General features: G+C 68.0%; 23 protein-coding genes and 1 pseudogene. 12 read left to right on the top strand and 12 right to left on the bottom strand.

What is annotated here, in order from left to right:
* The 4 genes and pseudogenes from Q0480_RS09575 to Q0480_RS09560 form a co-directional block, all read left to right on the top strand.
* On the top strand, nucleotides 1-489 hold a 489-nt coding region (locus Q0480_RS09575; RefSeq protein WP_299132394.1), incomplete at its 5' end, for a hypothetical protein.
* A 177-nt stretch (nucleotides 490-666) separates the two neighbouring features.
* Nucleotides 667-804, top strand: a pseudogene (locus Q0480_RS09570) (IS91 family transposase); the annotation flags it as partial.
* Between the two features lie 160 nt (nucleotides 805-964).
* Nucleotides 965-2,158 (top strand): succinylglutamate desuccinylase/aspartoacylase family protein, encoded by a 1,194-nt coding sequence (locus Q0480_RS09565; RefSeq protein ID WP_299132392.1) that lies wholly within the window; start codon nucleotides 965-967, stop codon nucleotides 2,156-2,158.
* Between the two features lie 170 nt (nucleotides 2,159-2,328).
* A complete protein-coding gene (locus Q0480_RS09560; protein ID WP_366940837.1) occupies nucleotides 2,329-2,766 on the top strand; it encodes a type IV toxin-antitoxin system AbiEi family antitoxin domain-containing protein in 438 nt (145 codons plus the stop codon).
* A gap of 433 nt (nucleotides 2,767-3,199) precedes the next feature.
* On the opposite strand, the gene Q0480_RS09555 is transcribed toward Q0480_RS09560, so the two are convergent.
* From Q0480_RS09555 to Q0480_RS09525, 7 genes are all read right to left on the bottom strand, one after another.
* Nucleotides 3,200-3,832, bottom strand: a complete 633-nt coding sequence (locus Q0480_RS09555) for a glutathione S-transferase family protein (RefSeq protein ID WP_299132391.1) — start codon at nucleotides 3,830-3,832, stop codon at nucleotides 3,200-3,202.
* 85 nt (nucleotides 3,833-3,917) lie between these two features.
* The gene (gene aqpZ, locus Q0480_RS09550; protein ID WP_299132399.1) at nucleotides 3,918-4,604 is read right to left on the bottom strand and encodes an aquaporin Z; all 687 of its coding nucleotides are present in this window, start codon (nucleotides 4,602-4,604) and stop codon (nucleotides 3,918-3,920) included.
* A 59-nt stretch (nucleotides 4,605-4,663) separates the two neighbouring features.
* Nucleotides 4,664-5,011 carry a hypothetical protein gene (locus tag Q0480_RS09545; RefSeq protein WP_299132389.1) on the bottom strand — a complete coding sequence of 116 codons (348 nt, stop codon included), beginning with the start codon at nucleotides 5,009-5,011 and terminating at the stop codon, nucleotides 4,664-4,666.
* A gap of 557 nt (nucleotides 5,012-5,568) precedes the next feature.
* The gene (locus tag Q0480_RS09540; protein ID WP_299132386.1) at nucleotides 5,569-6,762 is read right to left on the bottom strand and encodes a cytochrome P450; all 1,194 of its coding nucleotides are present in this window, start codon (nucleotides 6,760-6,762) and stop codon (nucleotides 5,569-5,571) included.
* 114 nt (nucleotides 6,763-6,876) lie between these two features.
* A complete protein-coding gene (locus Q0480_RS09535) occupies nucleotides 6,877-8,565 on the bottom strand; it encodes a bifunctional diguanylate cyclase/phosphodiesterase (RefSeq protein ID WP_299132384.1) in 1,689 nt (562 codons plus the stop codon).
* Nucleotides 8,566-8,760: 195 nt separating this feature from the next.
* Complete coding sequence (gene metH / locus Q0480_RS09530) at nucleotides 8,761-12,519, bottom strand: methionine synthase (RefSeq protein WP_299132383.1); 3,759 nt, start codon at nucleotides 12,517-12,519, stop codon at nucleotides 8,761-8,763.
* A 121-nt stretch (nucleotides 12,520-12,640) separates the two neighbouring features.
* Entirely contained in the window at nucleotides 12,641-13,441 is an 801-nt protein-coding gene (locus Q0480_RS09525) for a tetratricopeptide repeat protein (RefSeq protein ID WP_299132381.1), read from the bottom strand.
* Between the two features lie 129 nt (nucleotides 13,442-13,570).
* On the opposite strand from Q0480_RS09525, the gene Q0480_RS09520 reads away from it, so the two are divergent.
* Complete coding sequence (locus Q0480_RS09520) at nucleotides 13,571-14,017, top strand: prepilin peptidase (protein WP_299132379.1); 447 nt, start codon at nucleotides 13,571-13,573, stop codon at nucleotides 14,015-14,017.
* A 6-nt stretch (nucleotides 14,018-14,023) separates the two neighbouring features.
* On the opposite strand, the gene Q0480_RS09515 is transcribed toward Q0480_RS09520, so the two are convergent.
* Complete coding sequence (locus tag Q0480_RS09515; RefSeq protein WP_299132377.1) at nucleotides 14,024-15,196, bottom strand: M20 aminoacylase family protein; 1,173 nt, start codon at nucleotides 15,194-15,196, stop codon at nucleotides 14,024-14,026.
* Between the two features lie 147 nt (nucleotides 15,197-15,343).
* Here Q0480_RS09515 and mazG point away from each other — a divergent pair, with 147 nt between their 5' ends.
* The 3 genes from mazG (at nucleotide 15,344) to Q0480_RS09500 (ending at nucleotide 17,361) form a co-directional block, all read left to right on the top strand.
* On the top strand, nucleotides 15,344-16,090 hold the full coding sequence (gene mazG, locus Q0480_RS09510) for a nucleoside triphosphate pyrophosphohydrolase (protein WP_299132396.1): 747 nt from the start codon (nucleotides 15,344-15,346) through the stop codon (nucleotides 16,088-16,090).
* The gene (locus tag Q0480_RS09505) at nucleotides 16,060-16,476 is read left to right on the top strand and encodes a lysozyme inhibitor LprI family protein (RefSeq protein ID WP_299132375.1); all 417 of its coding nucleotides are present in this window, start codon (nucleotides 16,060-16,062) and stop codon (nucleotides 16,474-16,476) included. Before mazG ends, Q0480_RS09505 begins: the two co-directional genes overlap by 31 nt.
* Before the next feature lie 228 nt (nucleotides 16,477-16,704).
* The gene (locus Q0480_RS09500; RefSeq protein WP_299132374.1) at nucleotides 16,705-17,361 is read left to right on the top strand and encodes a DedA family protein; all 657 of its coding nucleotides are present in this window, start codon (nucleotides 16,705-16,707) and stop codon (nucleotides 17,359-17,361) included.
* Nucleotides 17,362-17,440: 79 nt separating this feature from the next.
* Here the strand turns inward: Q0480_RS09500 and Q0480_RS09495 are convergent, their stop codons facing one another.
* The 3 genes from Q0480_RS09495 to Q0480_RS09485 form a co-directional block, all read right to left on the bottom strand.
* Complete coding sequence (locus Q0480_RS09495) at nucleotides 17,441-17,875, bottom strand: hypothetical protein (protein WP_299132373.1); 435 nt, start codon at nucleotides 17,873-17,875, stop codon at nucleotides 17,441-17,443.
* Nucleotides 17,876-17,879: 4 nt separating this feature from the next.
* Nucleotides 17,880-19,274 (bottom strand): TolC family outer membrane protein, encoded by a 1,395-nt coding sequence (locus Q0480_RS09490; RefSeq protein WP_299132372.1) that lies wholly within the window; start codon nucleotides 19,272-19,274, stop codon nucleotides 17,880-17,882.
* A gap of 74 nt (nucleotides 19,275-19,348) precedes the next feature.
* Complete coding sequence (locus Q0480_RS09485) at nucleotides 19,349-20,002, bottom strand: protein-L-isoaspartate O-methyltransferase (RefSeq protein ID WP_299132370.1); 654 nt, start codon at nucleotides 20,000-20,002, stop codon at nucleotides 19,349-19,351.
* Between the two features lie 372 nt (nucleotides 20,003-20,374).
* Between Q0480_RS09485 and Q0480_RS09480 the strand changes: the two genes are divergently transcribed.
* From Q0480_RS09480 to Q0480_RS09465, 4 genes are all read left to right on the top strand, one after another.
* Nucleotides 20,375-20,728 (top strand): hypothetical protein, encoded by a 354-nt coding sequence (locus Q0480_RS09480; RefSeq protein WP_299132369.1) that lies wholly within the window; start codon nucleotides 20,375-20,377, stop codon nucleotides 20,726-20,728.
* 13 nt (nucleotides 20,729-20,741) lie between these two features.
* Nucleotides 20,742-22,349 (top strand): PepSY domain-containing protein, encoded by a 1,608-nt coding sequence (locus tag Q0480_RS09475; RefSeq protein ID WP_299132367.1) that lies wholly within the window; start codon nucleotides 20,742-20,744, stop codon nucleotides 22,347-22,349.
* The gene (locus tag Q0480_RS09470; protein WP_299132365.1) at nucleotides 22,346-22,900 is read left to right on the top strand and encodes a hypothetical protein; all 555 of its coding nucleotides are present in this window, start codon (nucleotides 22,346-22,348) and stop codon (nucleotides 22,898-22,900) included. Before Q0480_RS09475 ends, Q0480_RS09470 begins: the two co-directional genes overlap by 4 nt.
* Before the next feature lie 85 nt (nucleotides 22,901-22,985).
* Entirely contained in the window at nucleotides 22,986-23,333 is a 348-nt protein-coding gene (locus tag Q0480_RS09465) for an ArsC family reductase (RefSeq protein ID WP_299132363.1), read from the top strand.
* A 452-nt stretch (nucleotides 23,334-23,785) separates the two neighbouring features.
* Here the strand turns inward: Q0480_RS09465 and Q0480_RS09460 are convergent.
* The coding region (locus Q0480_RS09460) for a DUF3644 domain-containing protein (RefSeq protein WP_366940836.1) at nucleotides 23,786-24,503 on the bottom strand (718 nt) is incomplete at its 5' end.

The raw sequence follows: 24,503 nt of genomic DNA, 5'->3' as shown, positions 1-24,503 counted from the left end.
CTCGCCGGATACCTCGCCCCGCGCGCCGCGGCCTTCGAGCACCGCATCGCCGCCTTGGTCTGCGACCCGCCGGACCCGAACCTCGGCTCGCACATCCCGGGCGGACTGGTGGGCCTGATGGCCGCGCCGATCATCTCGGTGGAGGAGAAGCTCAGCGCGGACAAGCGCGAGTTCTTCCGCGCACGCATGGCGACGCACGGGGTTCGCACGATCGAGGACTACTTCGCGACGCTCCGCGACTACGACATGCTGTCCGTCGCCTCGCAGATCACGGCGCCCACGCTGCTCGTCGAATGCGAGAACGACCCGCTCGCCGGATCGGACGGCGCAAAGGCCCTGGCCAGCCGGATGACCGCCCCGACCTCGCACATCGCTCTCACCGTGGCGTCCGGCGCAAGCGGGCACTGCGGCGGCCTGGGCCAGAACGTCTGGGACAGCGCCGTCTACAACTGGGTCGACGCGACCCTCGGCCGCCCCGAGCAGGCCTGACGCGGCGAGCGACGAGGTCGGACCAAGCGATCTGGTCTGGCTCGCACGTCCGTAAGGAGGCGTCCACAGGGCTGACTGCCGACAGCTTCGCCGCGAAGCCCGGATCGTCGATTTCGGCCCAAGGACAAAGCCGCTCCGCGGCATTGACGCGTGAGGCTGGCGTTCGGCTCTGGCGGATGGGTGTCCTGTCGGCCGGGGTTCTTTCAGCATGTCCGGGTGCTGTCGCGCCTGTTTCGCCGCCTGTTCCTCCAAGGACGGCTCCCGCTGCATCGCGCCGGCGCGCTGGTCTTCTTCGACGATCTGGCCAGGCTTGCCTCCGTCAGTTCGAAACGTGCCGCCGGCTTCGGCGGCGGTCGTGGCCCGGGTCGTGGTGTAGCTCGTCGGTAGCGTCGTCGGCTGGACGGCCTCGCCCGATACGCGGTTGTTCGGTCTTTCCGTCGTCGGTATAGCGGCTGCGAACTACAAAGGACGCATCATGTCGGAAGAAGCCACGGACCGTCTCGATCGTCGCAACTTCATGATCGCATCCATCGCGTCGGCGGGCGCGTCCGCCGCTCTCATCGCGGGCGCCGCCAACGCGCAGGAGGCGACCGCGGCCTCCGCCGATGCGGAGGCGGGGACCGCCTATACCGGCGACACCATCCGCGGGAAGAAGGTCGTCAGTGCGCTCGACGTGAACGACCTCGAGGCCGGGAAGAGGCACCTCCTGTATTTTCAGGGCGTGGAGACGCCCACCGGGCAGCACTGGTACGTGTCCGTGACGGTCGCCAAGGGGGCGAAGCCGGGCAAGCGCGTCGTTCTGACGAGCGGCGTGCACGGCGACGAGATGAGCTCTATTCATACGGTCCAGACCGTGATGAACCAGCTCGATCCGGTGGAGATGTCAGGCACGGTGATGGCCGTCACCGACGTGTCCCGCCCGGCGCTGGAAAGCATGCAGCGCCGGTGGCCGAACCAGGGCCGGGGCATCGATCTCATCGACATGAACCGGGAATGGCCCGGGAACGAGAACGGCCTGACGGCGGCGAACCGCCATGCCGGGCTCCTGTTCAACCGCCTGCTGCGGCCAAACGCCGACGTGGCGATCGATTTCCATACCGGCACGACCGGATTCGAGGTCAGCGCCTTCAACATCGGCGAAATCGGGCGACCCGAGGTCAAGGCGATGCTGGACCTCTATCCCGTCGGCCAGATCCTCGACATGCCGAAGGCCGCCTATCCTACTGTCCTGCACAACGCATTTCTCGACGCGGGAATCCCGGCCTTCGCACCGGAGATCGGCGCGGCGCGCGTCCTCGACCCCGGGATGATCGAACTGTTCGTGGAAGGCACGATGAACGTACTCAAGCATCACGGTATCGTCGCCGGCCCGATGGGTCGCACGGCCGAGGGCATGGCCGTCTTCGTCGGCAACAGCGGCTTCCCGGTCATCGCCACCGCCGGCGGCATCGTCGAGCATCTCGTCAAGCTCACCGACAGGGTCGAGCCCGGACAGAAGCTCGCCGTACAGCGCGACAGCTTCGGTGAGGTCGTTGCCGAATATACGAGCGCGGTGAGCGGAGAGGTCATCGGCCAGCGCAGCGATGCGATGTCCGAGCCGGGCAATCCTTTGGTCATTGTTCTATTCAGCAAGACGATGCCGGACGGCGCTGAGATCTATCCCGAGTAGGTCGCCTGCGTGAGCGACGTTCCAAGCGAGGAACATCCTCGACGTTTGCTTGGCAAACGCCGCGAAACTGTCCGCGAAATGGGGACCACCTCTGTGCGTTCGATCACCCATCGACGCGGCGGAAGCTCGAATCCCTTCGCGGTGTCGGAGCGCTTGATGATCTCGATGGTCTGCAACGAAGCTTCGAGGGCCTGCATGTCGGTGGGAAGTCCGCGCTCGACTGGCACGGCATCCGCCACTGCGTCGCCCAACGGCCGACCCTTCATCTCTACGGCTGGAAGGCAGGGCGCTTTCCCGAATGGTTCACGGATCGCTTTCCGGCCGAATATCACCGCAAGCGGTTATTCATCGAGCGCCCGAACGCGCTGCCGCATGTCCGGCCGTTCGAGAATCGTGACGGCGCCCCGCTCGTCTCGGCGCCGGAGCGCGCACTATTGGAGGTTTTGAGCGAAGTCGGCGTGCGTCAGTCGCTGCAAGAGGCGCGCGAACTGGTCGAAAGTAGCTATAGCCTGCGCGCCAATGTGTTCGGCGAACTGCTCAAGGGCTGCACCAGCGTCAAGACCGTGCGTCTTTGTCTGCAACTGGGCCGTGAGCTTGCCCAGCCATGAGTCGGCAAGCTCGATCCATCGCAATTGCCCACGGGAAGTGATCGACCTTGGGTGTCTCGTTCGGCCGACGGTCTGCTGGTGCTCAAGCCATGAACCAGACCTATCTCGACACTGCCCGATGTGTGATCACTGTCAGGCGTCGCGAACGGAATCTTTCGAGGAGGATCCCCAACCGTGACAGAGAGTCGATACCATGCGGTGACGGCGAGCACTTTCACCTTTGGAAGCCTCAAAAAGCTCGGTCGCCGTCACCAGCGATAGATGGCGGAATTTTCCACAGGCCGCGCAGCCGAAAAAGCCCAATGTTTTCATGAGCAATCTATTTTGCCGCCGGCGCTGAGGGACTTTCTGCCTCAAAAATACTTGTTTTCTTTTATTTTCAAATGATCGACCGTCGAGTCGGATCATCGAGCGGGTGTGACCGGCGCGCGCCTCAGGCGCCCGCGTCCTCGCGCGCGGCGAGGTCCGCCTCGATCTTGAGCGCGCGAATCCGCGCAGGGCGCGCTTCCAGCCGCCCGATATAGCGGTAGAGATTCGGCAGGTCGGCGAAGGCGTCGCGGGCCCAGCCGCTGAACCAGGCGAGATTGCCGCCGACGAGAATGTCGGCGCCCGAGAACCGTTTCCCCAGAATCCAGTCGCCAGCGGTCAGGCCGCGGGCGAGCGCCGCCTTCATCGAGGCGAAATCGCCCCAACCGGCCTGCGTCGGATTCACGTCGTGATGTTTCATCTGGTCCATGAAGGCCGGCTCCATCACCGCCGTTCCGAACGAAAGCCAGCGATAGAAATCCGCGCGCTCCGGCGTGCCGATTTTCGGCGCCAGCTTCGCCTCGGGCGCGAGATCGCAGAGATGCGCGATGATCGCCGGCGTCTCCCAGACGGCATGGCCATCGACCGTCACCACGGGCACCTTGCCCATCGGGTTCAGCGCCAGCATCTCGGGGGATTTGTGCTCCCCCCGCCTCAGGCTGAGCGGCGTCAGCGCGTAGGGTATTCCCAGTTCCTCAAGCAGCCAGAGCGCGCGCAGCGACCGGCTTCTCGGCGCGTAGTAGAGAGTGACATCCATCATGCGGTCCCCCCGTTCGACAGGCGGCGCGGGGAGCCCGCGCCGCTTTTTTTCAACTCACATCGCGGCCCGATCTGACCGGCCGAAATCAGTCGTCCGCCAGCAGAGCCTTCCAGAGCACCGCGCCGATCGCCGCGCCGATCAGCGGTGCGACCCAGAACAGCCAGAGCTGGCCGAGCGCGCCGGTGTCGGCGAAGAACACGACCGCCGTCGAGCGGGCCGGGTTGACCGAGGTATTGGTCACCGGGATCGAGATGAGATGGATGAGGGTCAGCGCCAGACCGATGGCGATACCCGCGAAGCCGGCCGGCGCCTTCTTCGAGGTGGCGCCGAGGATCACCAGCAGGAAGCCGGCGGTGAGCACGATCTCGATGATCAGCGCCGAGGCGAGGCCGTACTTGCCCGGCGAAAGCTCGCCATAGCCATTCGAGGCGAAGCCGCCGGCCACGAAGTCCGGCTTGCCCGAGGCGATGAGATAGAGCACCAGCGCGCCGAGAAAGCCGCCGATCACCTGAGCCACCCAATAGGGGATCAGCTCGTTCCATTCGAAGCGGCCACCGATCGCGAGACCGAGCGACACCGCCGGGTTGAAATGTCCGCCCGAGATCGGGCCGACGGCATAGACCATGGTCAGCACGGTCAGGCCGAAGGCGAGCGCGACGCCGGTGAAGCCGATGCCGAGTTCGGGGAAGCCGGCGGCGAGCACGGCGCTGCCGCAGCCGCCGAATACAAGCCAGAACGTACCGATTGCCTCGGCCGAGAGTTTCTTCATCATCATGTCAGTCCTTAAGTATCGCTCAATCCGCGACGTTGTGCGAATCTTGGGTCGCACTCCTAGCGCACTTCCAGGCGAAAGACCGCTCGAAATATCAACTCGACGCGCGAGCGGCGAACGATGTCAGCCCGATTCGCCGATCGTCCGCCCGGCCGCCTTGATCGCCACCTGTCGCTTGGCGATCTGGTGGCCGATCGGCGGGCCCTGGCGAGGCCGCGGAGCCGTTGCGAGACGAAGACCGCGAGATGGAGCAGCGTCCTGATCGCCGGTTTCACCTGCGCGTCCATTCCCCGGAAGAAGACGTTCCAGCCCTGTCGCGCCGCCTCCTCCATGCCCGGCAGCATCGGCACGAGGGCGCGGAGCATGATCCAGCCGGCGAGCCCCGACCAGAACACCGCGGAGACCATGCCGCGCGGCACCGACCGGGCGGCGTTGATCGTCCCCTCCGATGTATGGGTCGAACCGCCCCGTCGAGCGCTGGAGCCCCTGCGCGTAGCCCATTCCGCGCGGGACCGTCAGATCCTCGCTCTTCTGGTGGTCGGTATAGTCTGCCATCCTGTCTCCTTCGGGAACTCGGTACGCGGCGGCCGCCGCGATGGGGGCTCTGCCGGGGAACTCGGCGATCCGCCTTCGTGACGAGCGTCTCGGAAACTATTGATGATGTAGTGCCAACGGCCCATCTCGTTGACTTCCTGACCAAGCGCGCCGGAGGCACGCGCGGCGCAGGCCCGACAAAGCCGAGGCACCGCCTCGGCCGGGCCGATCGCTGGAGGGCCGGAGGCGATGGGGCGCGGGGAAGCGCCGGACCTCGAAGTACGGACGGGGGCGCCCCTGGGTGGCCGCGCATCTCCACGGTCGCACCAAGAGGACGGGCCGGGACTGGTGCCCGGTCGAAGGGTCGTCCGTCCGCGCCGCTGGCATGACCGATTTCGCAACCTGTTTCATTCGACGCGCTTTCGCCGCGTCAATTTCCGGCCCTGAGCCACATCGCCTCCAGCCCGCGGAAATGGTAGCGATCGGCGAAGATCGCAGGCCGCGAGAGCCTCAGCCGCGGTATCCGCGAAAAGAGCGCGGGCAGCGCCAGCCCAAGCTCCAGCCGCGCGAGTGGCGCGCCGACGCAGAAATGGATCCCCGCGCCGAAGGTGAGCTGACCAGCGCCGCCACGAGACGGATCGAACCGGTCGGGTTCGGCATAGCGCGCCGGATCGCGGTTCGCCGCGGCGAGCAGGCAGCCGACCGTCTCACCGCGGCGGAACTGGTGGCCGAAGACCTCCACCTCCTCCAGCGCGAGCCGCGTGAAGAGATGCAGCGGCGGATCGAACCGCAGGATTTCCTCGACCGTCGCCGCCGTCGCGGCCTCTTCCGCGAACAGCGCCGCCGGATCCGCGCCGTTCGCCAGGATCGCGTGGACGCCGTTGCCGATAGCATGCACCGTTGCCTCGTGCCCGGCGTTGAGCAGCAGGACGCAGGTCGCGACCAGTTCCTCGGTGCTCAGCCGATCGCCCGCCTCTTCGGCGGCGATGAGATGGGTGATGAGATCGTCGCCCGGCCGCGCCCGCCGCGCCGCGACGTGGTCGCGCAGGAAGGCGGCGAACTCACGCGCCGCCGCGGCCGCGCGCTCCTCGACGCCGCGGTCCCGCAGCGCCTGGTACATCGCCACCATGTCGTGCGACCAGAGGCGCAGGCGCGGCGCCATCTCCTCCGGAACGCCAAGCAGCCGGGCGATGATGATGACCGGCAATGGTTCCGCGAAGGCGGTGATCAGCTCCACCTCCGGCCCCTCGAACCCGTCGATCAGCCGGTGCGCCAGCGCCGTGATCTCCGGCCCCAGCGCCGCGATCCGCCGCGAGGTGAAGGAGCGCAACACGAGGCCGCGCAGCCGCGTATGGGCGGGCGGCTCGCGGTCGAGCAGCGACAGATCGTCGATCGCGTAGAAATCCCGCAGATGCCCGGGCCGCGGCGGCTTCGGCTCGCCGGGCATTTCGCGCCCGAAGCGCCGGTCGCGGAGCAGCGCGCCGACCGTTGCGTGACCCGCGGCGCAGGGATAGCCATAGTCCTCCCACCAGAAGAGCGGCCCCGCCTCCCGGGCGCGGACATAGAAGGGATAGGGATCCCGCGCGAAACCGGGATCGCGCGGCGACTGGCTCAGCCGTCGCATGCCGCGGGTGACTGGCTGGAGGAATGAATCAATATCCGCGGTTCCGCGCTCCTGAGGCACGGTCGAATGTGCGCGCCGGCCCGCCGCCTGGCAAGCCCGCCCACGTCGCCTCGTTCAGGATGCGGCCAGCCGCTCGGAGAACAAGGCCACCGGATCGGCCGTCGGGGCGCCGGTGGCGTAGCCTTGCGCGTGGGTGAACCCCATCGCGCGCACCTGGGCGAGCTGGTCCGGCACCTCGACCCCTTCCGCCGTGACGCAGACGCCGTTGGCCCGCGCCTGGGCGATGATCGCCCGGATGAGTTCGGCGGTCGCGGGGTTGGTCAGGTCCTGCACGAAGGACTTGTCGAGCTTGATCCGGTGATGCGGCAGCCGCGCGAGATAGGCGAGCGCGCTGTAGCCGGTGCCGAAATCATCCAGCGCGATACGGATGCCGCGCGCGATCAGCGCCTCGAGCTGGCCGATGGTCTCGGGATTGTCGCGCATCAGCACCGTCTCGGTGATCTCGAGTTCGAGGCAGTCGGCGGGGAAGCCGGTTTCCGCCAGCACCGCGTCGATCTGCGCGGTGAAACCCGGCTGATGGAACTGCAGCGCCGAGATATTGACCGCGAGCAGCGGCCGGACCGGCCAGCGCGCCGCCTCGGCGCAGGCGGTGCGCAGCGCCCAGGTGCCGATCGGCAGGATGAGTCCGGTCGATTCCGCCAGCGGGATGAAGGTCTTCGGCTGCACCTCGCCCCGTGTCGGATGCCGCCAACGCAAGAGCGCCTCGACCCCGGTCACCCGCATCAGGTCGAGATCGACGAAGGGCTGGTAGGTGAGATGCATCTGGCCGTTGTGCGGCGCGTTCGAGAGATCAAGCTCAAGCTGGCTCTTCTCGAGATTGGCGGCGTCGAGCCGCGGCTCATGCAGGGCGGAGCGGTTCCGCCCCTCGGCCTTGGCCCGGCGCATCGCGCTGTCGGCTCGCAGGAGCAGCGCGGCGGCGTTGCGCTCGCCCGCCGTGGTCGCGACGACGCCGATGCTCGCCTGCATCGCCACGGTATGACCGGCGAGCACCAGCGGCTGGGCCACGACCTCGAGCAGGCGGCGCGCGAAGGCTTCCGGATCGTCGGGCGGATGCGAGGCAAGCACGACGAACCGGTCTCCCTCGAGCCGCACCAGCCGGTCGCCGCGATCGAGCGCCCGCTCCAGCCGCGCGCCGGTCACGGCGAGCAACGCGTCTCCAGCCGCCATGCCAAGCGCCTCGTTCACCGAGCGGAAGCGGTCGAGGTCGATCATGAAGACCGCCATGTCGCCGTTCTCGGACTGGGCGCGCAATGCCGCCTCGACAATCCGCTGCGCCGCGATCCTCGGCAGGATCGCCCCGCGCACCGCCGCGCCGTCGGTCGGCGCGGGCGCGGCGCGCGGCGAATGCCAGCCGCGCCGTCCGACGAGCGGCCGCGCCAGTGTCGCGCCATCGGCCAGCCCCGCGATCAACGCGGGTGTCAGCCGCCGCGGCGCGGGGCCGTGAACCAGAAGGAAATGCGCGGCGTCGGCCCCGCCCTCGATCGGTTGCGCCGCGGCGAAAGCGCCGGCGAGGCCGAACTCGGCCGGATCAAAGCGGAAGGCCTTGCCGAGCGCCAGCGCCCGCGCCATCCCGGGCGGCAGCGGCTGCCACTCGCCGGGCGCCGTCTCGATCGGCGCATCCCGGCCCGCCAGCCAGCGGCAGGCATTCGAACGCCACGCGTAAAGGCCGACCGCCGGCAGGCGCAGGCGCGCCTCCATCATCCGGAACAGGGCCGACAACGCCGGTCGTTCAGTCATCTGCATCAGTCGCGGCTCCCTTCGGCGCGCCTCGCATCGGTTCTCGCGAATACAACCTAGGGTAGCACGAACGCGACGGACATTTCCAGTCGGAACACCGGCTATCGCCGGATTTGTTCGCCGGCGCCCTACAGGCGGGCCGCGCGGGACCGCCTTCCCTCCGACCGGTGCATCGCTCCCGAAATCAATCCGTCGAGGCGCCTATTCCGCCGCCTCGACCCGCGGCGCCGGCACGTAGTTCAGGACCGGGCTCAGCCAGCGCTCGACCTCGGCCACCGTCATGCCCTTGCGCCGCGCATAATCCTCGACCTGATCGCGCTCAACATTGGCGACGCCGAAATAATAACTGTCCGGATGCGCCAGATAGAGGCCCGAAACCGAGGAGCCGGGCCACATGGCAAAACTCTCGGTCAGATCGACTCCGGTCGCAACGGTCGCGTCCAACAGATTGAACAGTGTCGATTTTTCGGTATGGTCCGGCTGCGCGGGATAACCGGGCGCCGGTCGAATTCCGCGATAGGGCTCGCCGATCAGCTCCTCGGGCTTGAAGTGCTCGTCCGGGGCATAGCCCCAGAACTCGCGCCGGACCCGCTCGTGCAGCCGCTCGGCGAAGGCTTCGGCGAACCGGTCGGCCAGCGCCTTGACGAGGATCGAGGAATAGTCGTCGTTCCTGCGCTCGAACCGCTCGGCGATCGCGATCTCCTCGATCCCGGCGGTGACGACGAAGCCACCGACATAGTCCGCGATCCCCTCCGGCGCGACGAAATCGGCGAGCGCCACGTTCGGCCGGCCGTCGCGCTTGGTGATCTGCTGGCGCAGGGTGCGCAGCATCGCGCGCTCCGTCGTCCGCCCCTCGTCGGCATGGATCCGGATGTCGTCGCCAACCGCGTTCGCCGGCCAGAAGCCGATCACCGCCTTCGGCGCGAACCACTTCTCGCCGATGATCCTCGCGAGCATCGCCTGCGCGTCCTCGAAAAGCTGCCGCGCCGCCGCGCCCTGCGCCGGATCATCGAGAACCGCCGGATAGCGGCCCTTCAGCTCCCAGGTCTGGAAGAACGGCGTCCAATCGATATAGCGCGCGAGATCCGCCAGATCCCATTCGGCGAACACCCGCGTGCCGAGGAACGACGGCTTCGGCGGGACATAGCCCGTCCAGTCGATCCGCGTCGCATTGGCGCGCGCGCGCTCCAGCGGCAGGCGCCGCTTCTCCCGCTCGCTCCGGGCGTGGTTCTCGGCGACCTTGCCATATTCGGCCTGTATCGCCTCGACATAGGCACCCTTGGCATCGGCCGAGAGCAGGCTCGACACCACACCGACCGCGCGGCTCGCATCGGTCACATAAACAGCCTGACCACGGTCGTATTTCGGGTGGATCTTCACCGCGGTATGCACCCGGCTGGTGGTTGCCCCGCCGATCAGCAGCGGAATGTCGAACCCCTCGCGCTCCATCTCGGCCGCGACATGCACCATCTCGTCGAGCGACGGGGTGATGAGGCCCGAGAGGCCGATGATATCGACATTCTCCGCCTTCGCCCGCTCGAGGATCTTCGTCGCCGGCACCATCACCCCGAGGTCGATGATCTCGTAATTGTTGCAGGCGAGAACAACGCCGACGATGTTCTTGCCGATGTCATGCACATCGCCCTTCACCGTCGCCATCAGGATCTTGCCCGCGCTCTCGCGCTCGCCCGTCCCGCCATTGGCCAGCTTCTCGGCCTCCATGTAGGGCAGCAGACCGGCGACGGCCTGCTTCATGACGCGGGCGGACTTCACCACCTGCGGCAGGAACATCTTGCCCGCGCCGAACAGGTCGCCGACCACGTTCATCCCGGCCATCAGCGGCCCCTCGATCACATGCAGCGGCCGCTCCGCCGCGAGGCGCGCCTCGTCGGTATCGGCGTCGATGAATTCGGTGATGCCATTGACCAAGGCATGGCTGATCCGCTCGGCCACCGGCCAGTCGCGCCAGGCGAGGTCGCGCTCCTTCGCCTCCTTGCCCGCCGCGCCCTTGTAGCGCTCGGCGATCCCGAGCAGCCGCTCGGTCGCGTCCGCGCGCCGGTTCAGCACCACATCCTCGCAAGCCTCACGCAGGTCGGGATCGATGCTCTCATAGACCGCGAGCTGGCCCGCGTTCACGATCCCCATGTCCATGCCGACCTGGATCGCGTGATAGAGAAAGACCGCGTGCATCGCCTCGCGCACCGGCTCGTTGCCGCGGAAGGAGAAGCTGAGGTTCGAGACGCCGCCCGAGATATGGACATGCGGCAGGTCGCGGATGATCCGCCGAGTCGCCTCGATGAAGTTCACGCCGTAATTGTCATGCTCCTCGATGCCGGTCGCCACCGCGAAGACATTGGGGTCGAAGATGATGTCCTCCGGCGGAAAGCCGATTCCGGTCAGCAGCTTGTAGGCGCGGGCGCAGATCTCGACCTTGCGGTCCTCGGTATCGGCCTGCCCCTGTTCGTCGAAGGCCATCACCACCACCGCGGCGCCATAGGCGCGGCAGAGGCGCGCGTGATGAAGAAACGCCTCCTCGCCTTCCTTCATCGAGATCGAATTGACGATCGGCTTGCCCTGAACGCATTTCAGGCCCGCCTCGATGATCTCCCATTTCGAGCTGTCGATCATCACCGGCACCTTGGCGATGTCGGGCTCGGCGGCGATCAGGTTCAGGAACTCGACCATCGCCTGCTTCGAATCGATCAGGCCCTCGTCCATGTTGATGTCGATGATCGTCGCGCCGTTCTCGACCTGGTCCCGCGCGACCACCAGCGCGGCCGCGAAGTCGCCCGCCGTGATCAGCTTGCGGAACTTGGCCGAGCCGGTGACGTTCGTCCGCTCGCCGATATTGACGAAGGGGATCTCGGGGGTCAGCGTGAAGGGCTCCAGCCCCGACAGCCGCATCAGCGGCGGCTGCTCCGGCGGCACCCGCGGGGGGAATTTCGCCACCGCCTCGGCGATGGCGCGGATATGCGCCGGGCTGGTGCCGCAGCAGCCGCCGACGACATTGAGCAAGCCCTCGGCGGCGAATTCCGCGATCTGGGTCGCCATGAACTCCGGGCTCTCGTCATACTGGCCGAATTCGTTCGGCAGGCCGGCGTTGGGATAGGCGCAGACGAAGGTGTCGGCGGCGCCGGCGATCTCGGCCAGATGCGCCCGCATCTCGCGCGCGCCGAGCGCGCAGTTCAGGCCGATGGTGAAGGGTTCCGCGTGCCGCACGGAATGCCAGAAGGCGGTCGGAGTCTGGCCCGACAGGGTACGGCCGCTGAGATCGGTGATGGTGCCCGAGATCATGATCGGCAGGCGGACGCCCTTCTCGATGAAGATCTCGTCGCAGGCGAAGATCGCAGCCTTGGCGTTCAAGGTGTCGAAGATGGTCTCGATCAGGATGACATCGGCGCCGCCGTCGATCAGGCCGCGCAGCTGCTCGCCATAGGCGAGGCGAAGATCGTCAAACGTAACAGCGCGATAACCTGGATTGTTCACATCCGGGCTGATCGAGGCGGTGCGATTGGTCGGCCCGAGGGCGCCGGCGACGAAGCGGTGCCGGCCATCCTCGGCCTCCGCCCGGTCGGCGGCTCTTCGCACCAGCCGCGCGCCATGGAAATTCAGGTCATAGACCTTGTCCTGCATGCCGTAGTCAGCCTGCGCGATCGAGGTCGAGGAGAAGGTGTTGGTCTCGATGATGTCGGCGCCGGCGATGGCGTAGCGATAGTGGATTTCCTCGATCGCGTCCGGCTGGGTCAGGATCAGGAGGTCGTTGTTGCCCTGCTGCGGATGGCCGTGGCAGGCGCAGGCGCCATGCGCGGTGAAATCCTCCTCGCCAAACCCGAGTCCCTGGATCTGGGTTCCCATCGCCCCGTCGAGGATCAGGATCCGCTCGCGGGCCGCCGCGGCCAGCTGCCCGAAGACAGGCGAGTCCACAGGCGTCGAAGTCGGATGCTCACTGGTACGCGACATATAAAGGCCCCCTCGGAAGAACGCTCCCGTCCGACCTCTTTCATGGGGGATTCCACCGCCGGTTTCAACCGCGCGGCCCGATAGTGGCCGCCGCGACACTCGTTCCGGGCGCCTGGCGCTCCTAGCGCAGCGCGCCGATCGGCCGGCCTTGCGCGAAAAGCGCGCGAAGTTCGTGGTAGTAGGCGAGGTTGTTCTGGATCTGCGCTCGCGTCAGATCCGGCGCCAGCGTCGCCGCCGCCTCGGCGTCGCGCCCGGCGAGGCCGTAGACCAGCGCCAGATTGCCCCGCGTATTCGCCGTCGCCGCGCCGTCGCGCACCAGTTCGCGCAGGATGGTGATGCCTTCCGAAGTCTGGCCCGACAGGCCGAGCGACAGGCCGAGATTGCTCAGCAGCGCGAAATCGGTCGGGTTGATCTCCAGCCCATCGCGATAGACCGCCTGCGCCTCGGCGTGGCGACTGAGCCGGTCGAGCGCGATGCCCTGCGCGGTGATGACGGCCAGATCGCGCGGCGCCCGCGCCCGCGCCCGTTCCAGCGTCGCCAGCGCGGCGGTCGGATCGCCGCCGCCGAGTTGGACGCGGCCAAGCTCGAGCAGCACGCGGGGATCGTTCGGCCGCCGCCGGCTCGCCTCGAGCAAGGCCTGTTCGGCGCGCTGGTACTGTCCCATGCCGGCATAGGCGCGCCCAAGCCCCACCATCGCATCGACCGAATTCGGATTGGCCTCGAAGGCCTGCTGATAAAGATTGGCCGAGGTGGCATAGTCCCCCGCCTGCGCCGCCCGGTCGGCGAGCTTGATCGGCGATCCGGCCGGCTCACCGCCGAGGCCAAAGCTCGGATCGAAACCTCCCGCGCATCCGCTGAGCATTCCCGCCAGCGCGAGCGCCGCGAGCGCGCGCCGCCCATTCACTGCCCTGTCATCGGCCATTCAGGCGCCTCTTTTCTACCTGAGGGACGACTTTACGCGTTTAAGTTGAATTTGACTACAACTTTTGGTGTAACACCGGGAGGTCGCGGCTGGCATTCGTCCCGGCCCCACATATTGGAGCGCGCGCCCATGCAGGTCCTGTCCGCCGCCGCCGTCGCCCTCTTCGCCCTCGCGGCCGCCGGGGACATTGCCCGGCGCCGCATCCCCAACCCACTGGTCCTCGCGCTCGCCTTCGCGGGACTGGCCCGACTCGGTCTCGCCGCCTGGGGTGGCGCATCGCCGGTGGCGCTGGGGATCGACATCGCCGCGGCGCTCGCGATCTTCGCCGCCGGGGCGGGTCTGTTCGCGGCCGGCCTGCTCGGCGGTGGCGACGCGAAGCTGCTCGGCGCCGGTTCGCTCTGGCTCGGCGCGGAGGGCACCGGCGCCTTCCTGATGGTCACGGTCCTCGCCGGCGGCCTCCTCGCCCTTGTCTTCCTCGCGCTCCGGCTGATCCGCCGCGGCGGGCCGGAGACCGCCCTGCCCTACGGTGTCGCAATCGCCGCCGGCGGCATTCTTACCACGCTGGGCTTCGCATAGCCCGTCTCACGACGGCGCGCGGCGCGGCAGCGCCGTCTCGACCAGCCGAGCGAAATAGGAAGCGCCGATCGGGCTGGCATCGTCGTTATAGTCGAAATCCGGATGATGCAGCGGCGCGCCGTCCCCCGTGCCGAGAAAGACATAGGCCCCGGGCCGCGCCTCGAGCATATAGGCGAAATCCTCGGCGCCCATCTGCGGCGCGCAGTCCGCGACCACGCGCGCCTCGCCGACCACCTCGGCCGCGACCCTCGCGCAGAAGGCGGCCTCGACTGGATCGTTCACCACCACCGGATAGCCGAACTCGTAGCTCACCTCCGCCGTGGCGCCATGCGCGCGCGCGCCGCTCTCGGCCAGCGTCCTGATCCAGCCGGCGATGGCCTGCCGCGTCATGGCGTCGAGCGTGCGCACCGTCCCGGCCAGCCGCGCGGACTGCGGGATGATATTCGTCGCCTCGCCCGCCTCGAGCACGGTCAGCGACACCACCGCCGAGACCAGCGGATCCACCCGGCGCGACACGATCGATCGCAGCCCCTGCGCGATGTCGATCGCCGGAGGGACGGGATCGAGGCAGTTGTGCGGATAGGCGGCGTGCCCGCCTCGGCCCCGCACGACGATCTCGAACTGGTCGGTCGCGGCCATCAGCGGCCCCGGCCGTGTCCCGACATTGCCTAGCGGCAGGCCGGGCATGTTGTGCAGCGCCCACACCCGGGAGATGCCGAATCGCTCCATCATCCCTTCGTCGCACATCACCTTGCCCCCGCCCGACATCTCCTCGGACGGCTGGAAGATCAGCGCGACGGTGCCGGCGAAATTCCGGGTCTCGGCGAGATAGCGCGCGGCGCCGAGCAGGATCGTGACATGGCCGTCGTGGCCGCAGGCATGCATTCGCCCGGCGTGACGCGACTTGTAGGGCCGCTCCGGCCGCTCCTCGATCGGCAGCGCGTCCATGTCGGCGCGCAGCCCGACCACCGGCCCCTCGCCCTGCCCGCGAATCAGCGCGACGATTCCGGTCCGGGCGATCCCCTCGTGGATCTCGTCGACCCCCATCTCGCGCAGCCGCGCGACGACGAAGGCGGCGGTCTGGTGGAGGTCGAAATCAAGCTCCGGGATGCTGTGCAGATGCCGGCGCCAGGCCCGCATCTCGGCGTCGAATTCCGCGATCCGGTTGATCACCGCCATTCGCTTTCCCCCTCTCGCGGATCACCCCTTCCCGGCCGGGAAGCGTCACGCTAGTCTCCGCCAATGCCCGACGACACCATTCACGGCCCCGAGATCGACGGCCTGATCGCTGATCCGCGCGGCGGCGTTCCGCGCCTTCTCGCCATCATGGCACAATTGCGCGATCCCGCGCAGGGCTGTCCATGGGACATCGAACAGAGCTTCGCCACCATCGCCCCCTACACGATCGAGGAGGCCTACGAGGTGGCCCAGGCGATCGCCGAGGACGACATGGGCGAATTGCGCGGAGAACTCGGCGACCTGCTGTTCCAGGTGGTCTATCACGCCCGGCTGGCCGAGGAGCGCGGCGCCTTCGCCTTCGACGACGTGGTCCGCGCCATCGCCGACAAGATGGTCCGCCGCCATCCGCATGTCTTCGGCGCCGAGAGTCGCGACAAGACGCCGGAGCAGCAAACCCGCGACTGGGAGGCGATCAAGGCCGCCGAGCGCGCGTCCAGACCGGCGAAAGTCAGCGCGCTCGACGGCGTCGCCGCCGGCCTGCCGGCACTGACCCGCGCGATCAAGTTGCAGAACCGGGCGGCGCGCGTCGGCTTCGACTGGCCGAACGCGACTTCGGTACTCGACAAGATCGTCGAGGAAGCGGGCGAGCTCGCCACCGCGCGCGACGCGGCGCATGCCGAGGAGGAATATGGCGACCTGCTCTTCGTCATGGCAAACCTCGCGCGCCACCTGAATATCGACCCCGAGACCGCGCTGCGCGGCGCGAATGCGAAATTCACCCGGCGGTTCCACGCGATCGAGGCCGCCCTGGCCGAAACGGGCCGCGGACCGGAGGATTCGAACCTGGAGGAGATGGACGCGCTATGGACCGCGGCGAAGAGAACCGGCCTCTGATCCCGCGCGCCGTCCTGCTGGCGTTCCTCGGCGGCATGCCCTTGGCCGCGCATGCCGACTGTGGTCCGGAGGCGACGCAATCCGAGCTCAACACCTGCGCCGGCACAGACTATCAGGCGGCCGACGCCGAGCTGAACAATCTCTACAAGGAGATGACCGCGCGGCTCGGGGCGGACAAGGCGCCGCTGGTCGCGGCCCAACGCGCCTGGGTCACCTACCGCGACGCGGAGTGCGACTTCGTCGCGTCCTCCGTCGCCGGCGGCAGCATCTACCCGATGATCCGCGGCGAATGTCTCGCCGACCTGACCCGCGCGCGATCGGAGGAGTTCAGGGGCTTTCTCGCCTGCGAGGAAGGCGACCTCTCCTGCCCGGTGCCACCCGGCTAGAGAATTTTCGAGAGTTCGGCCGGTCGGTCCGGGATGGGATTTTCGTGATCCCGGCAGGAGATCATCCATGCCAATATCGGGGATATCGGCGTGGATGATCGACGCACCGGGGCGCGACAAGGATCCGTCGGACCGACCGGCCGAGTTTTCAAACAATCCCTCAGGCTTTCGCACCCGCAAAAAATGCGGTAAGCGACCACGGCGAGGCAGCGAGGAGGCACCGGACCGATGGAGCAATGGATCATCGAGGTCATCGGCGCCTTCGGCTATGTCGGCATCTTCCTCCTCATGCTCGCCGAGAATGTCTTTCCGCCGATTCCGTCCGAGGTGATAATGCCGGTGGCCGGGCTCGCGGTCGGAGCCGGGCGCATGAACTTCACAGTGGTGCTCCTGGCGGCACTCGCCGGGACGTTGCTCGGCAACCTGCCCTGGTATCTGATCGCCCGCCTCGTCGGGCGCCAGCGCTTTCTCGAACTGACGGCGCGCTGGGGCAAATACGCCGCCGTGAAGCCCGCCGACGTCCAGGCGGCGATCGCCTGGTTCGACCGCCACGGCTCGAAGGCCGTGCTGCTCGGGCGCCTCGCGCCGGGCGTGCGCACCCTGATCTCGATTCCGGCCGGCCTGTCGGAAATGCCGTTCGGGCGCTTCCTCGTCCTCTCCACGATCGGCTCCGCGGTCTGGATCACGTTCCTCCTGCTCGCGGGAGTGATCCTGCACGACAATTGGCACACCATCGCCGATATCATCGGCCCGCTCGGCACGCTCTTCGTCGCGACCGTCGCCGTCGGCTTCGTCGTCTGGATCGGCTGGCGCCGTTGGTCGGACCGCCGCGCCGCCGCCGACATCGTGACGCCGGCCCCGGGCCCGGGCGATCCGATCGGCTGAGCGCGGCGGCTCCTCACCGACGCGGGCCCCGCCCAATCAGGAGACGCGGGCCCCGCCCAATCAGGAAGAGCGCGCCCGGTCAGGAAGAGCGCGCGCGGTCCTCGTCCAGCATCTCCCGGATCTCGCGCCGGACGAGCTTGCGCAGGTTGCGCGAGATCCGCTCGCCGAGTTCGCCCTGCAGTTCCTCGCGGACGATCGCATTGATCACCCCGCGCAGCGCCTCCTCGTCGAGGATCGGCGCCGCGGCCGCCTGCTGCGCGCCGATCCGGGCCGACACCGGACGGGGCACGCCGAACCCGATCCCTTCCGAAAGCACGTCGCCGGCGCGGACCGGTGCCTCGACCCGCATCTCAGCGGTCAGCATCACCACGTCCTCATCCTCGGGCACGTCGGGCAGGCGCGCCGCCGTCTCGGCGGAAACCAGCGCGCGGATCGACGCCAGCACGTCGGCGAGGGATTCCGTCGAGCCGGGCGTTTCGCCCACGCCGCCGTCTTTTCCGCCAATCGCCGCCATGACGCTACTGCTTCGCCCAGCGGGCGCGGATACGGTCCACCGCCGAGGTGTCGTAGCCGCCGCGCGGACCATTGCGAACCTCGGTGAAATAGACGTCCGGGTCGTAGGTCTCGATCCCGAGCTTCAGGTGATCGACGGTGAGCAGCCCCATGGCCTGCAGGATCGCATAGCCCGCGACATATTCATCGCGCTTCGAGCGCACCACCTCGGCCTCGGCCTCCAGCCGGTCCTGGTTTGCGTCGAGCACGTCGATGGTCGAGCGCGCCCCGAGCCGCGCCTCCTCGGCGACGCCCTCGTAGGCGATGCGCGAGGCCTCGACCTGCCGCTGGTTCGCCACGATCCGCGCCCGCGCCACCCGCAGCTGGATCCAGGAGTTGTTCACGCTCTCGACCACGTTGCGCCCGGCCTCCTGCACCTGCGAGCGGCGCTGGTCGAGGATCTGCTGGGCCTGCCGCACCAGACTGTCGGCATTGCCGCCGGTGGTCAGCGGCAAGCTGCCCTGGATGCCGATGCTCGCGGTCAGTTTGTCGCCCTGGCCGACCTTTTCGTAGCCCTGCCAGCCGGCCGAGCCGGTAAGGCCGACGTTCGGCCCCTTGGCCGCCAGCGCCCGGTCGAAATCGGCGACCGCGCCGCGCTCGGAGAACTGCGCCGCGATGATCTGGGGATTGCTCCGCCGGCCGATCGCCTCGGCCTCGGTCGGCGTCGCCGGCAGCGGCGGCAGGGCCGGCGGCGTCGCCAGATTGTCCGGCAAGGTGCCGACCGCCGCGAGATAGGCCTGCCGCGCGATCTGCAGATTGCCGCGCGCGTTGGCAAGCGTGGCGCGCGAGGATTCGAGCTGCGCCTCGGTCAGGCTGACGTCGGTGCGGGTGACCTCGCCGACATCGAAACGGTTGTTGGCCGCGCGCAACTGCTCCTCGAGCACGCCGACATCGTTCTCGGCGATGGCGACGAATTCAAGGCCCTGGCGCACATCCATATAGGCCGAGACCGCGGCGAACAGCACCTGCTGCTCGACATTGAGCAGATCGGCCCGCGCGGCGGCGATGGCGAAGCGGGCCGAGTCAACGGCCGCCTTGGTCTGGCCGTGGTCGTAGACAAGCAGATTCGCGTTCAGTCCGGCGAGATAGGTATCCGGAACATTGCCGAAATCGTTGTCGGAATTTGTCTGCAGATTGGCGTTTCCCGAGAGCGAGGTCTGCAGCTTCTTTGCCGAACTCGCCTGCGGCACCCCCTCGTCGGTCGCCCGGAGGGCCGCGCGGCTCGATTGCAGCAGCGGGCTCGTCTGATATGCCTTGACCAACGCGTCGGACAGCGTCTCGGCCGTCACCCCGGCCGGGGCCAGCACGATGAACAGCGCCGTCGAAAGCAGAAACGGTCGAAGACGGCGACGCATACGCATGAAAAACCTCGGATTGCTGCTCTCGAACCGGCCCGTTCCCCGGGGCTCGCGGCGACACTATCCGCTGGAAACGGTCAAAATTCAAACGCTTTCGTCTCGGCGAAACCGGACAGTATCGGAGCCGTGGCATCGAAGATACGCCGCCAGGCGATGCCGTGGCCGAGCTTGAGGCCGAGTCGCGCCTGCCCGCCGCGGCCGGCGCCGAAGATCGCGACGATCCGCCCACCGGGCTTCAGCTGCGCCTCGATCGCCGGCGGAAGCGTCTCGATCGCGCCTTCGACGAAAATCGCGTCGAACGGGCCATGCTCGGCGGCGCCGCCGGCGAGCGGGCCGGCCTGGGTCACCGCGTTGTCGACCTCGTGCGCCGCGAGCCGACCCTCGGCCTCGGCGCCGAGATCCGCCTCCTCCTCGAGCGCGATCACCGCCTCGGCCATGCGTGCGATCACCGCCGCCGAATAGCCGAGGCCGCTGCCGATATCGAGCACGAGGTCGGTCGGTCCGGGATTGAGCGCGTCGAGCATCTTGGCAAAGACCCGGGGGTCGAGCAGCACCCGACCCGGCGCCAGCGGGACGTGCTCGCCGAGATAGGCGACGGCCTTGAGCGCCTCGGGCACGTAGTCCTCGCGCGGAACCGCCAACATCGCCTCGATGATGGGGAAGCGCGTGACGTCCGAGGGCCGGACCTGGCAATCGACCATGGCGACGCGGGCGGCGGCGAAATCGATCATGCGGAATAATCCTCAGGGCTGCGGAAGTTGGTTGCGCCAAAGACATGCCACACTTCCCCGCACCCGGCAACTCACCGCCCCGGTTGTCGCGGCGTCACCCCGGTCCTTCTTCCGGTTTCATATCGGCGGATTCCTGTCGGGCAGGACGCGGGGCCCCGCCAACCGGCGGGGAGAACAAAAGACCCGCGGCCAACAGGCCGCTCCCGTCGCCGCCGCGGGAGCGGCCGCCGGGCCCAAGGGCGAAGCCCGCGGGAGCCCCCCCGTCAAGCCGAAGAACCGGTCTTGAACTCGCGCACCGTTGGTTTACCCTCCGTGGAAGCCAGGCGCGGAACTCTCGCGCTAGCCAGCGACGACTGAGCTGGGGAAGCGGGCATGATCGGCCGGCCGGCATCGATATCGGAAAGAACCACCAGGGGCGGCCCCGCCGGAGGCGTCATCGCCCGGCTGCGCGGCCGTGTCGAGGCGCGCCCCGTCGTGACCCGGTGGCTGCTGGCGGGGCCGGTGACGATCCTCGCCGCGCTCGCCACCATGGCGGCGATGCCGCTCTGGGTGCCGCCGGGCGCCGCCGGGGTCAATGACATCGCGCTGCCGATCCTGCTCACCCCGCTGATCTGGGCCGTGCCCTTCTTCTACGCCTGCCTCGCGGAGAACCTGCCGCGCGCCGCGCTGGTCCTCGTCGGCGCGACGGTGGCGCAGACGCTCGCCGTGATCATCAGCCTCGCATGACCGGAGAGCGCCGATGATCCCGCTGTCGCAGCCCCGGATGAAACGCATGACCGCCGTGCACGGATGGTCGGCCGTCCTGCTCGGGCTCCTGCTCTACGCCGTCGTCTTCACCGGCGCGGTCGCGGTCTTCGCGCCGGAAATCGGCCGTTGGTCCGCCGGGACCGTGCGCCATGGCGAGCCGCTGGCCGGGCCGATCGACGCCACCGTCCGCCGGCTGGCGAAGGAGGTCGACCCCGCCTATCTCGATGACATCGCCATCTGGGCCGGCGTCGGCGGCGACGCGTATGTCTTCTTCCATACCCATGCGATGAATCCCGAGGAGGGCGAGCTCGACGATCTCGGCACGATCTTCCGCGTCGATACGGGGTCGGGCGCGGTGCTGGAGCGGCACGACGGTTTCGTCTGGCAAGATCCGCCCGCCTGGGAGACCAGCGCCCTGCGCCGTTTCCTGATCGACCTTCATGTCCAGCTTTATCTGCCCAATCCCTGGGGCCTGATCCTTACCGGCGTGCTGGGGCTGATGATGATGGCCGCGGTGATCACCGGCTTTCTGATGCACCGTCATCTCGTTCGCGATCTCTTCGTCGCCGAGCGGCCGGGTGGCCGCCTCGTCTCGGCCCGCGACCGGCATGTGCTGGCTGCGAGCTGGGGCCTGCCCTTCGCGTTCCTGCTCGCCTTCACCGGCTCGTTCTTCAGTTTCGCCAGTACGATCGGCTTCCCGCTGGTCGCGACCGTCGCCTTCGGCGGCGACGAAGAGGCGCTGACCGAGACGCTCTACGAACCGCCGGTCCCCGAGAACGCGGCCGCGGCGCCGCTTGCCAGCCTCGACCATCTGCTGGCCGATTCCGTCGATCGCGCCGGTGGCGCCGCGGCCACCTATGTCGATATCACGCGCTTCGGCCGCGCCGACGCCCGGGTCGCGGTCTGGCACGAGGCGCCGGAAGGTGGACTGATCGAGCCGCAGATGGTGTTCGACGGTCCGAGTCGAACCTTCCTCGGTCAGAAGGTGATCGTCGGCAACGGGCCTTCGGTCGGCGGCGCGCTCTATGGTCTGATGTATCCGCTGCATTTCGGCGACTTCGCAGGCGTTCTGTCGCAGGCGGTCTGGGGCGCTCTCGGCGTCGCCATGTGCTTTGTCATCCTGTCCGGCCTTCGGCTCTGGATCAGGCGCCGGATCGACCAGCCGCTCTGGCGCGGTTTCTGGCGGGCCTCGCTCGTCACCGCCTATGGCCTGCCGCTCGGCGTGGTGGCGGCGGCCTATGGCTTCTTCCTGTCACACCCCGCCGGTGATCCGTTCTTCTGGACGCCCTGGAGCTTCGTTCTCGGCGCGGCGGTCGCGATCCTGCTCGGGATCCGGATGGCCGACGCCGCCGCGCTCGGCCGGCGCTTCCAGCGGATGCTGGCGGTCGCCTGCCTGTTGCTGCCGGTGCTGCGGCTCGGCACCGGCGGCATGACCTGGTCAGACGCGCTGATCAGCCGGCAGGTCGATGTGCTGAGCGTCGATCTGCTGCTGCTCATCGCCGGCGGCGTGCTCTGGCTGGTCTCGCGCCGGGAGATGCCGTCGGATCGAACCGACGCCGGAACCGATACCCGAATCACGCGACTGGAGCCCGCCGAGTGAGCGTCGGCGCCACGCTCGCCGCGACCGGCCTCGGCCTCGCGATGCTCGGCTGGCTGACCACCACCGATCCGAAGCGCCGCCGCGCCTTCGCCCGGCCACCGGCGAATTGGCCCGCGCCGAAGGCTGCCTGGGTGGTGGTCGCGCTGACCGGCGCGCTCGCGACCTATTGGAGCGGGCCGGCCGGCTTCGTGCTCTGGCTCGGCGGGACGACCGCCGTCGGCTGGGCGCTGATCGCCCTGCCGCCGGACCGCGGCCTCGAAGCCGCCCTGCCCTGGATCGAACGCCATATCGGGCGCGCGGCCGACGCGGCGCGACCAAGGATCGCGGCGGTCCGGCAACGTCTCGGCCGCGGATCGTCCTGGCGCCAATGGCTCGCGCATGCGCGACCCGGCGCCGCGCGACCGCTGAGCGACCGGGCGCTGGCGGCTCGCATCGCTGCGCTTGAGGCGGAACTCGCCGCGTTGCGCGCCGAACTCGACCAGCGTCGAGAGGAGAGCGACGCGGTGCTGCTCGATCTCGCCGGCCGCCGCCGTCAGGCGCTCGAACGCTGACCGCGCGCCATCACGGCGATCGCTTTCGCATCGGCGGATTCTCGACTAGCGTCGGAACCGCGCGGCCCGCGCAGGGAGCGGAAGAATGGCCATCGTCATCCACGGTATCCGCAATTGCGACACGATGAAGCGCGCGCGCGCCTGGCTCGACGCTCGCGGGATCGACTACCGGTTCCATGACTACAAGACCGCCGGGATCACGCCCGAGACATTGCGCGACTGGGCGGGTCAGGTCGGTTGGGAGGCGCTGCTGAACCGGGCGGGAACCACCTTCCGCAAGCTGCCGGAGGCGGAGAAGGCCGGCCTCGACGAGACCCGCGCGCTCGCCCTCCTCGCCGCGCATCCGAGCGCGATCAAGCGCCCGGTGCTCGACCACGACGGCGCGCTGCTTGTCGGTTTCTCGCCCGAGGAATACGCCGAAGCCTTCGGCTGAACCCTCGGAAGCTGCCTGGAAACCCGACAGCGGAGGTCCGGCGAGGGATATTGGCCCCCGTGACCGACGCGACCCAAGCGCGAAAAGACCCGCCGGACCAAACCGTCCGAGTTTTCAAACGGACTCTTCTACCAGATCCGTTTGACTGGGTCGGATCGAGATGTCTCCGCGGACCGCTCTGAGGGGGCGCCAGTGGCGCGCCCGCGGTCCGCGCGCCCGGAGCAAGCTTGCGGAGGGCGCGAGGGGTGAAGATTTCTCCGGGAGCTTTGATATCGTGAGGGGCATGCCCGGCTTGACCGTTGAAAACGGTCATGCCCCCCGCAGGGCTGACGCATTCCGGTAAATAGGACATGCGCGATTCGCCGCCGGAAGCTCGTTTCCGGAATGGAAACGGCGCGTCTCGCCAGGATCTGCGGCTTGGTCCGCTCTCGTGGCAGGACATGACTCGAAGATCAGCGGAATCGATCGCCCTGAGCCTCGCAGTACTTAACTACCTCCTCGATCCATGGATCGAACCAAACCCAGTTGCCGTAGTCTCCGACGCAACCGAAGCCCTTGCCATCCTTCTTAGCGTCAAGGCTCTTCCACAGCGAAGTGTGATCGTGCTGCCGAAACTTCGGGAATCCGCGCGCTCGGACCTCGTCGACGGCTCTCGCGGGAGGATAGCGTTTTCGGTTCACATCCTTGAAGATGATCTTCTCGATCTCTTCGGCCTCCGGGCTTCCAGCGGGAATGATCTGGACCAAGGAGTCAGCTGCACCAAGCTTCTTGGCAGCAATAGGGATGAAGCCATATGACATTCGGTAAGCCGGGTCCCGCATCTGATCATCGGACAACCCATTCTCGAACGCGTTGATAGTCGCCTCGACATGCTTGGGAAGTCCCGACGCCTTCTTTAGGACCGATCGCTGCTCACTTCCGAAGGACACGAATTGCAGCGCAAGAGGAAGTCGCTTCTCAAGGCCATACTGAACTCCGAATTCCTGTTTGATGAATTCGTTGAAATTCAAAGCGCATGCTTGGAGCTTCGCTCCCAGTGCATCGTCTATCCGGCTTGTTGAGCGATGCTCAATCTCATGCCGGATTTCCAGCAGGAACTCAAGGTTTTTGCAGGCACCACCTCGGACCGGCCGCTTTGCATGTTTGAGACACGCGCCCAGTTCCAGATAC

The sequence above is a fragment of the uncultured Amaricoccus sp. genome (assembly GCF_937891315.1).
GTDB lineage: Bacteria > Pseudomonadota > Alphaproteobacteria > Rhodobacterales > Rhodobacteraceae > Amaricoccus.
This window is presented reverse-complemented; position numbering and strand designations above follow the sequence as displayed.

Bases quoted from the DNA above. Each gene is read 5' to 3' on its own strand.
- Q0480_RS09475 (WP_299132367.1), top strand. From the start codon at position 20,742: ATGATCCCGCTGTCGCAGCCCCGGATGAAACGCATGACCGCCGTGCAC.
- Q0480_RS09545 (WP_299132389.1), bottom strand. From the start codon at position 5,011: ATGGTCTCCGCGGTGTTCTGGTCGGGGCTCGCCGGCTGGATCATGCTC.
- Q0480_RS09515 (WP_299132377.1), bottom strand. From the start codon at position 15,196: ATGGCGGTGATCAACCGGATCGCGGAATTCGACGCCGAGATGCGGGCC.
- Q0480_RS09485 (WP_299132370.1), bottom strand. From the start codon at position 20,002: ATGATCGATTTCGCCGCCGCCCGCGTCGCCATGGTCGATTGCCAGGTC.
- metH (WP_299132383.1), bottom strand. From the start codon at position 12,519: ATGTCGCGTACCAGTGAGCATCCGACTTCGACGCCTGTGGACTCGCCT.
- Q0480_RS09555 (WP_299132391.1), bottom strand. From the start codon at position 3,832: ATGATGGATGTCACTCTCTACTACGCGCCGAGAAGCCGGTCGCTGCGC.
- Q0480_RS09565 (WP_299132392.1), top strand. From the start codon at position 965: ATGTCGGAAGAAGCCACGGACCGTCTCGATCGTCGCAACTTCATGATC.
- mazG (WP_299132396.1), top strand. From the start codon at position 15,344: ATGGCACAATTGCGCGATCCCGCGCAGGGCTGTCCATGGGACATCGAA.
- aqpZ (WP_299132399.1), bottom strand. From the start codon at position 4,604: ATGATGAAGAAACTCTCGGCCGAGGCAATCGGTACGTTCTGGCTTGTA.
- Q0480_RS09465 (WP_299132363.1), top strand. From the start codon at position 22,986: ATGGCCATCGTCATCCACGGTATCCGCAATTGCGACACGATGAAGCGC.
- Q0480_RS09535 (WP_299132384.1), bottom strand. From the start codon at position 8,565: ATGCAGATGACTGAACGACCGGCGTTGTCGGCCCTGTTCCGGATGATG.
- Q0480_RS09500 (WP_299132374.1), top strand. From the start codon at position 16,705: ATGGAGCAATGGATCATCGAGGTCATCGGCGCCTTCGGCTATGTCGGC.
- Q0480_RS09540 (WP_299132386.1), bottom strand. From the start codon at position 6,762: ATGCGACGGCTGAGCCAGTCGCCGCGCGATCCCGGTTTCGCGCGGGAT.
- Q0480_RS09480 (WP_299132369.1), top strand. From the start codon at position 20,375: ATGATCGGCCGGCCGGCATCGATATCGGAAAGAACCACCAGGGGCGGC.
- Q0480_RS09525 (WP_299132381.1), bottom strand. From the start codon at position 13,441: ATGGCCGATGACAGGGCAGTGAATGGGCGGCGCGCGCTCGCGGCGCTC.
- Q0480_RS09495 (WP_299132373.1), bottom strand. From the start codon at position 17,875: ATGGCGGCGATTGGCGGAAAAGACGGCGGCGTGGGCGAAACGCCCGGC.
- Q0480_RS09490 (WP_299132372.1), bottom strand. From the start codon at position 19,274: ATGCGTATGCGTCGCCGTCTTCGACCGTTTCTGCTTTCGACGGCGCTG.
- Q0480_RS09520 (WP_299132379.1), top strand. From the start codon at position 13,571: ATGCAGGTCCTGTCCGCCGCCGCCGTCGCCCTCTTCGCCCTCGCGGCC.
- Q0480_RS09505 (WP_299132375.1), top strand. From the start codon at position 16,060: ATGGACCGCGGCGAAGAGAACCGGCCTCTGATCCCGCGCGCCGTCCTG.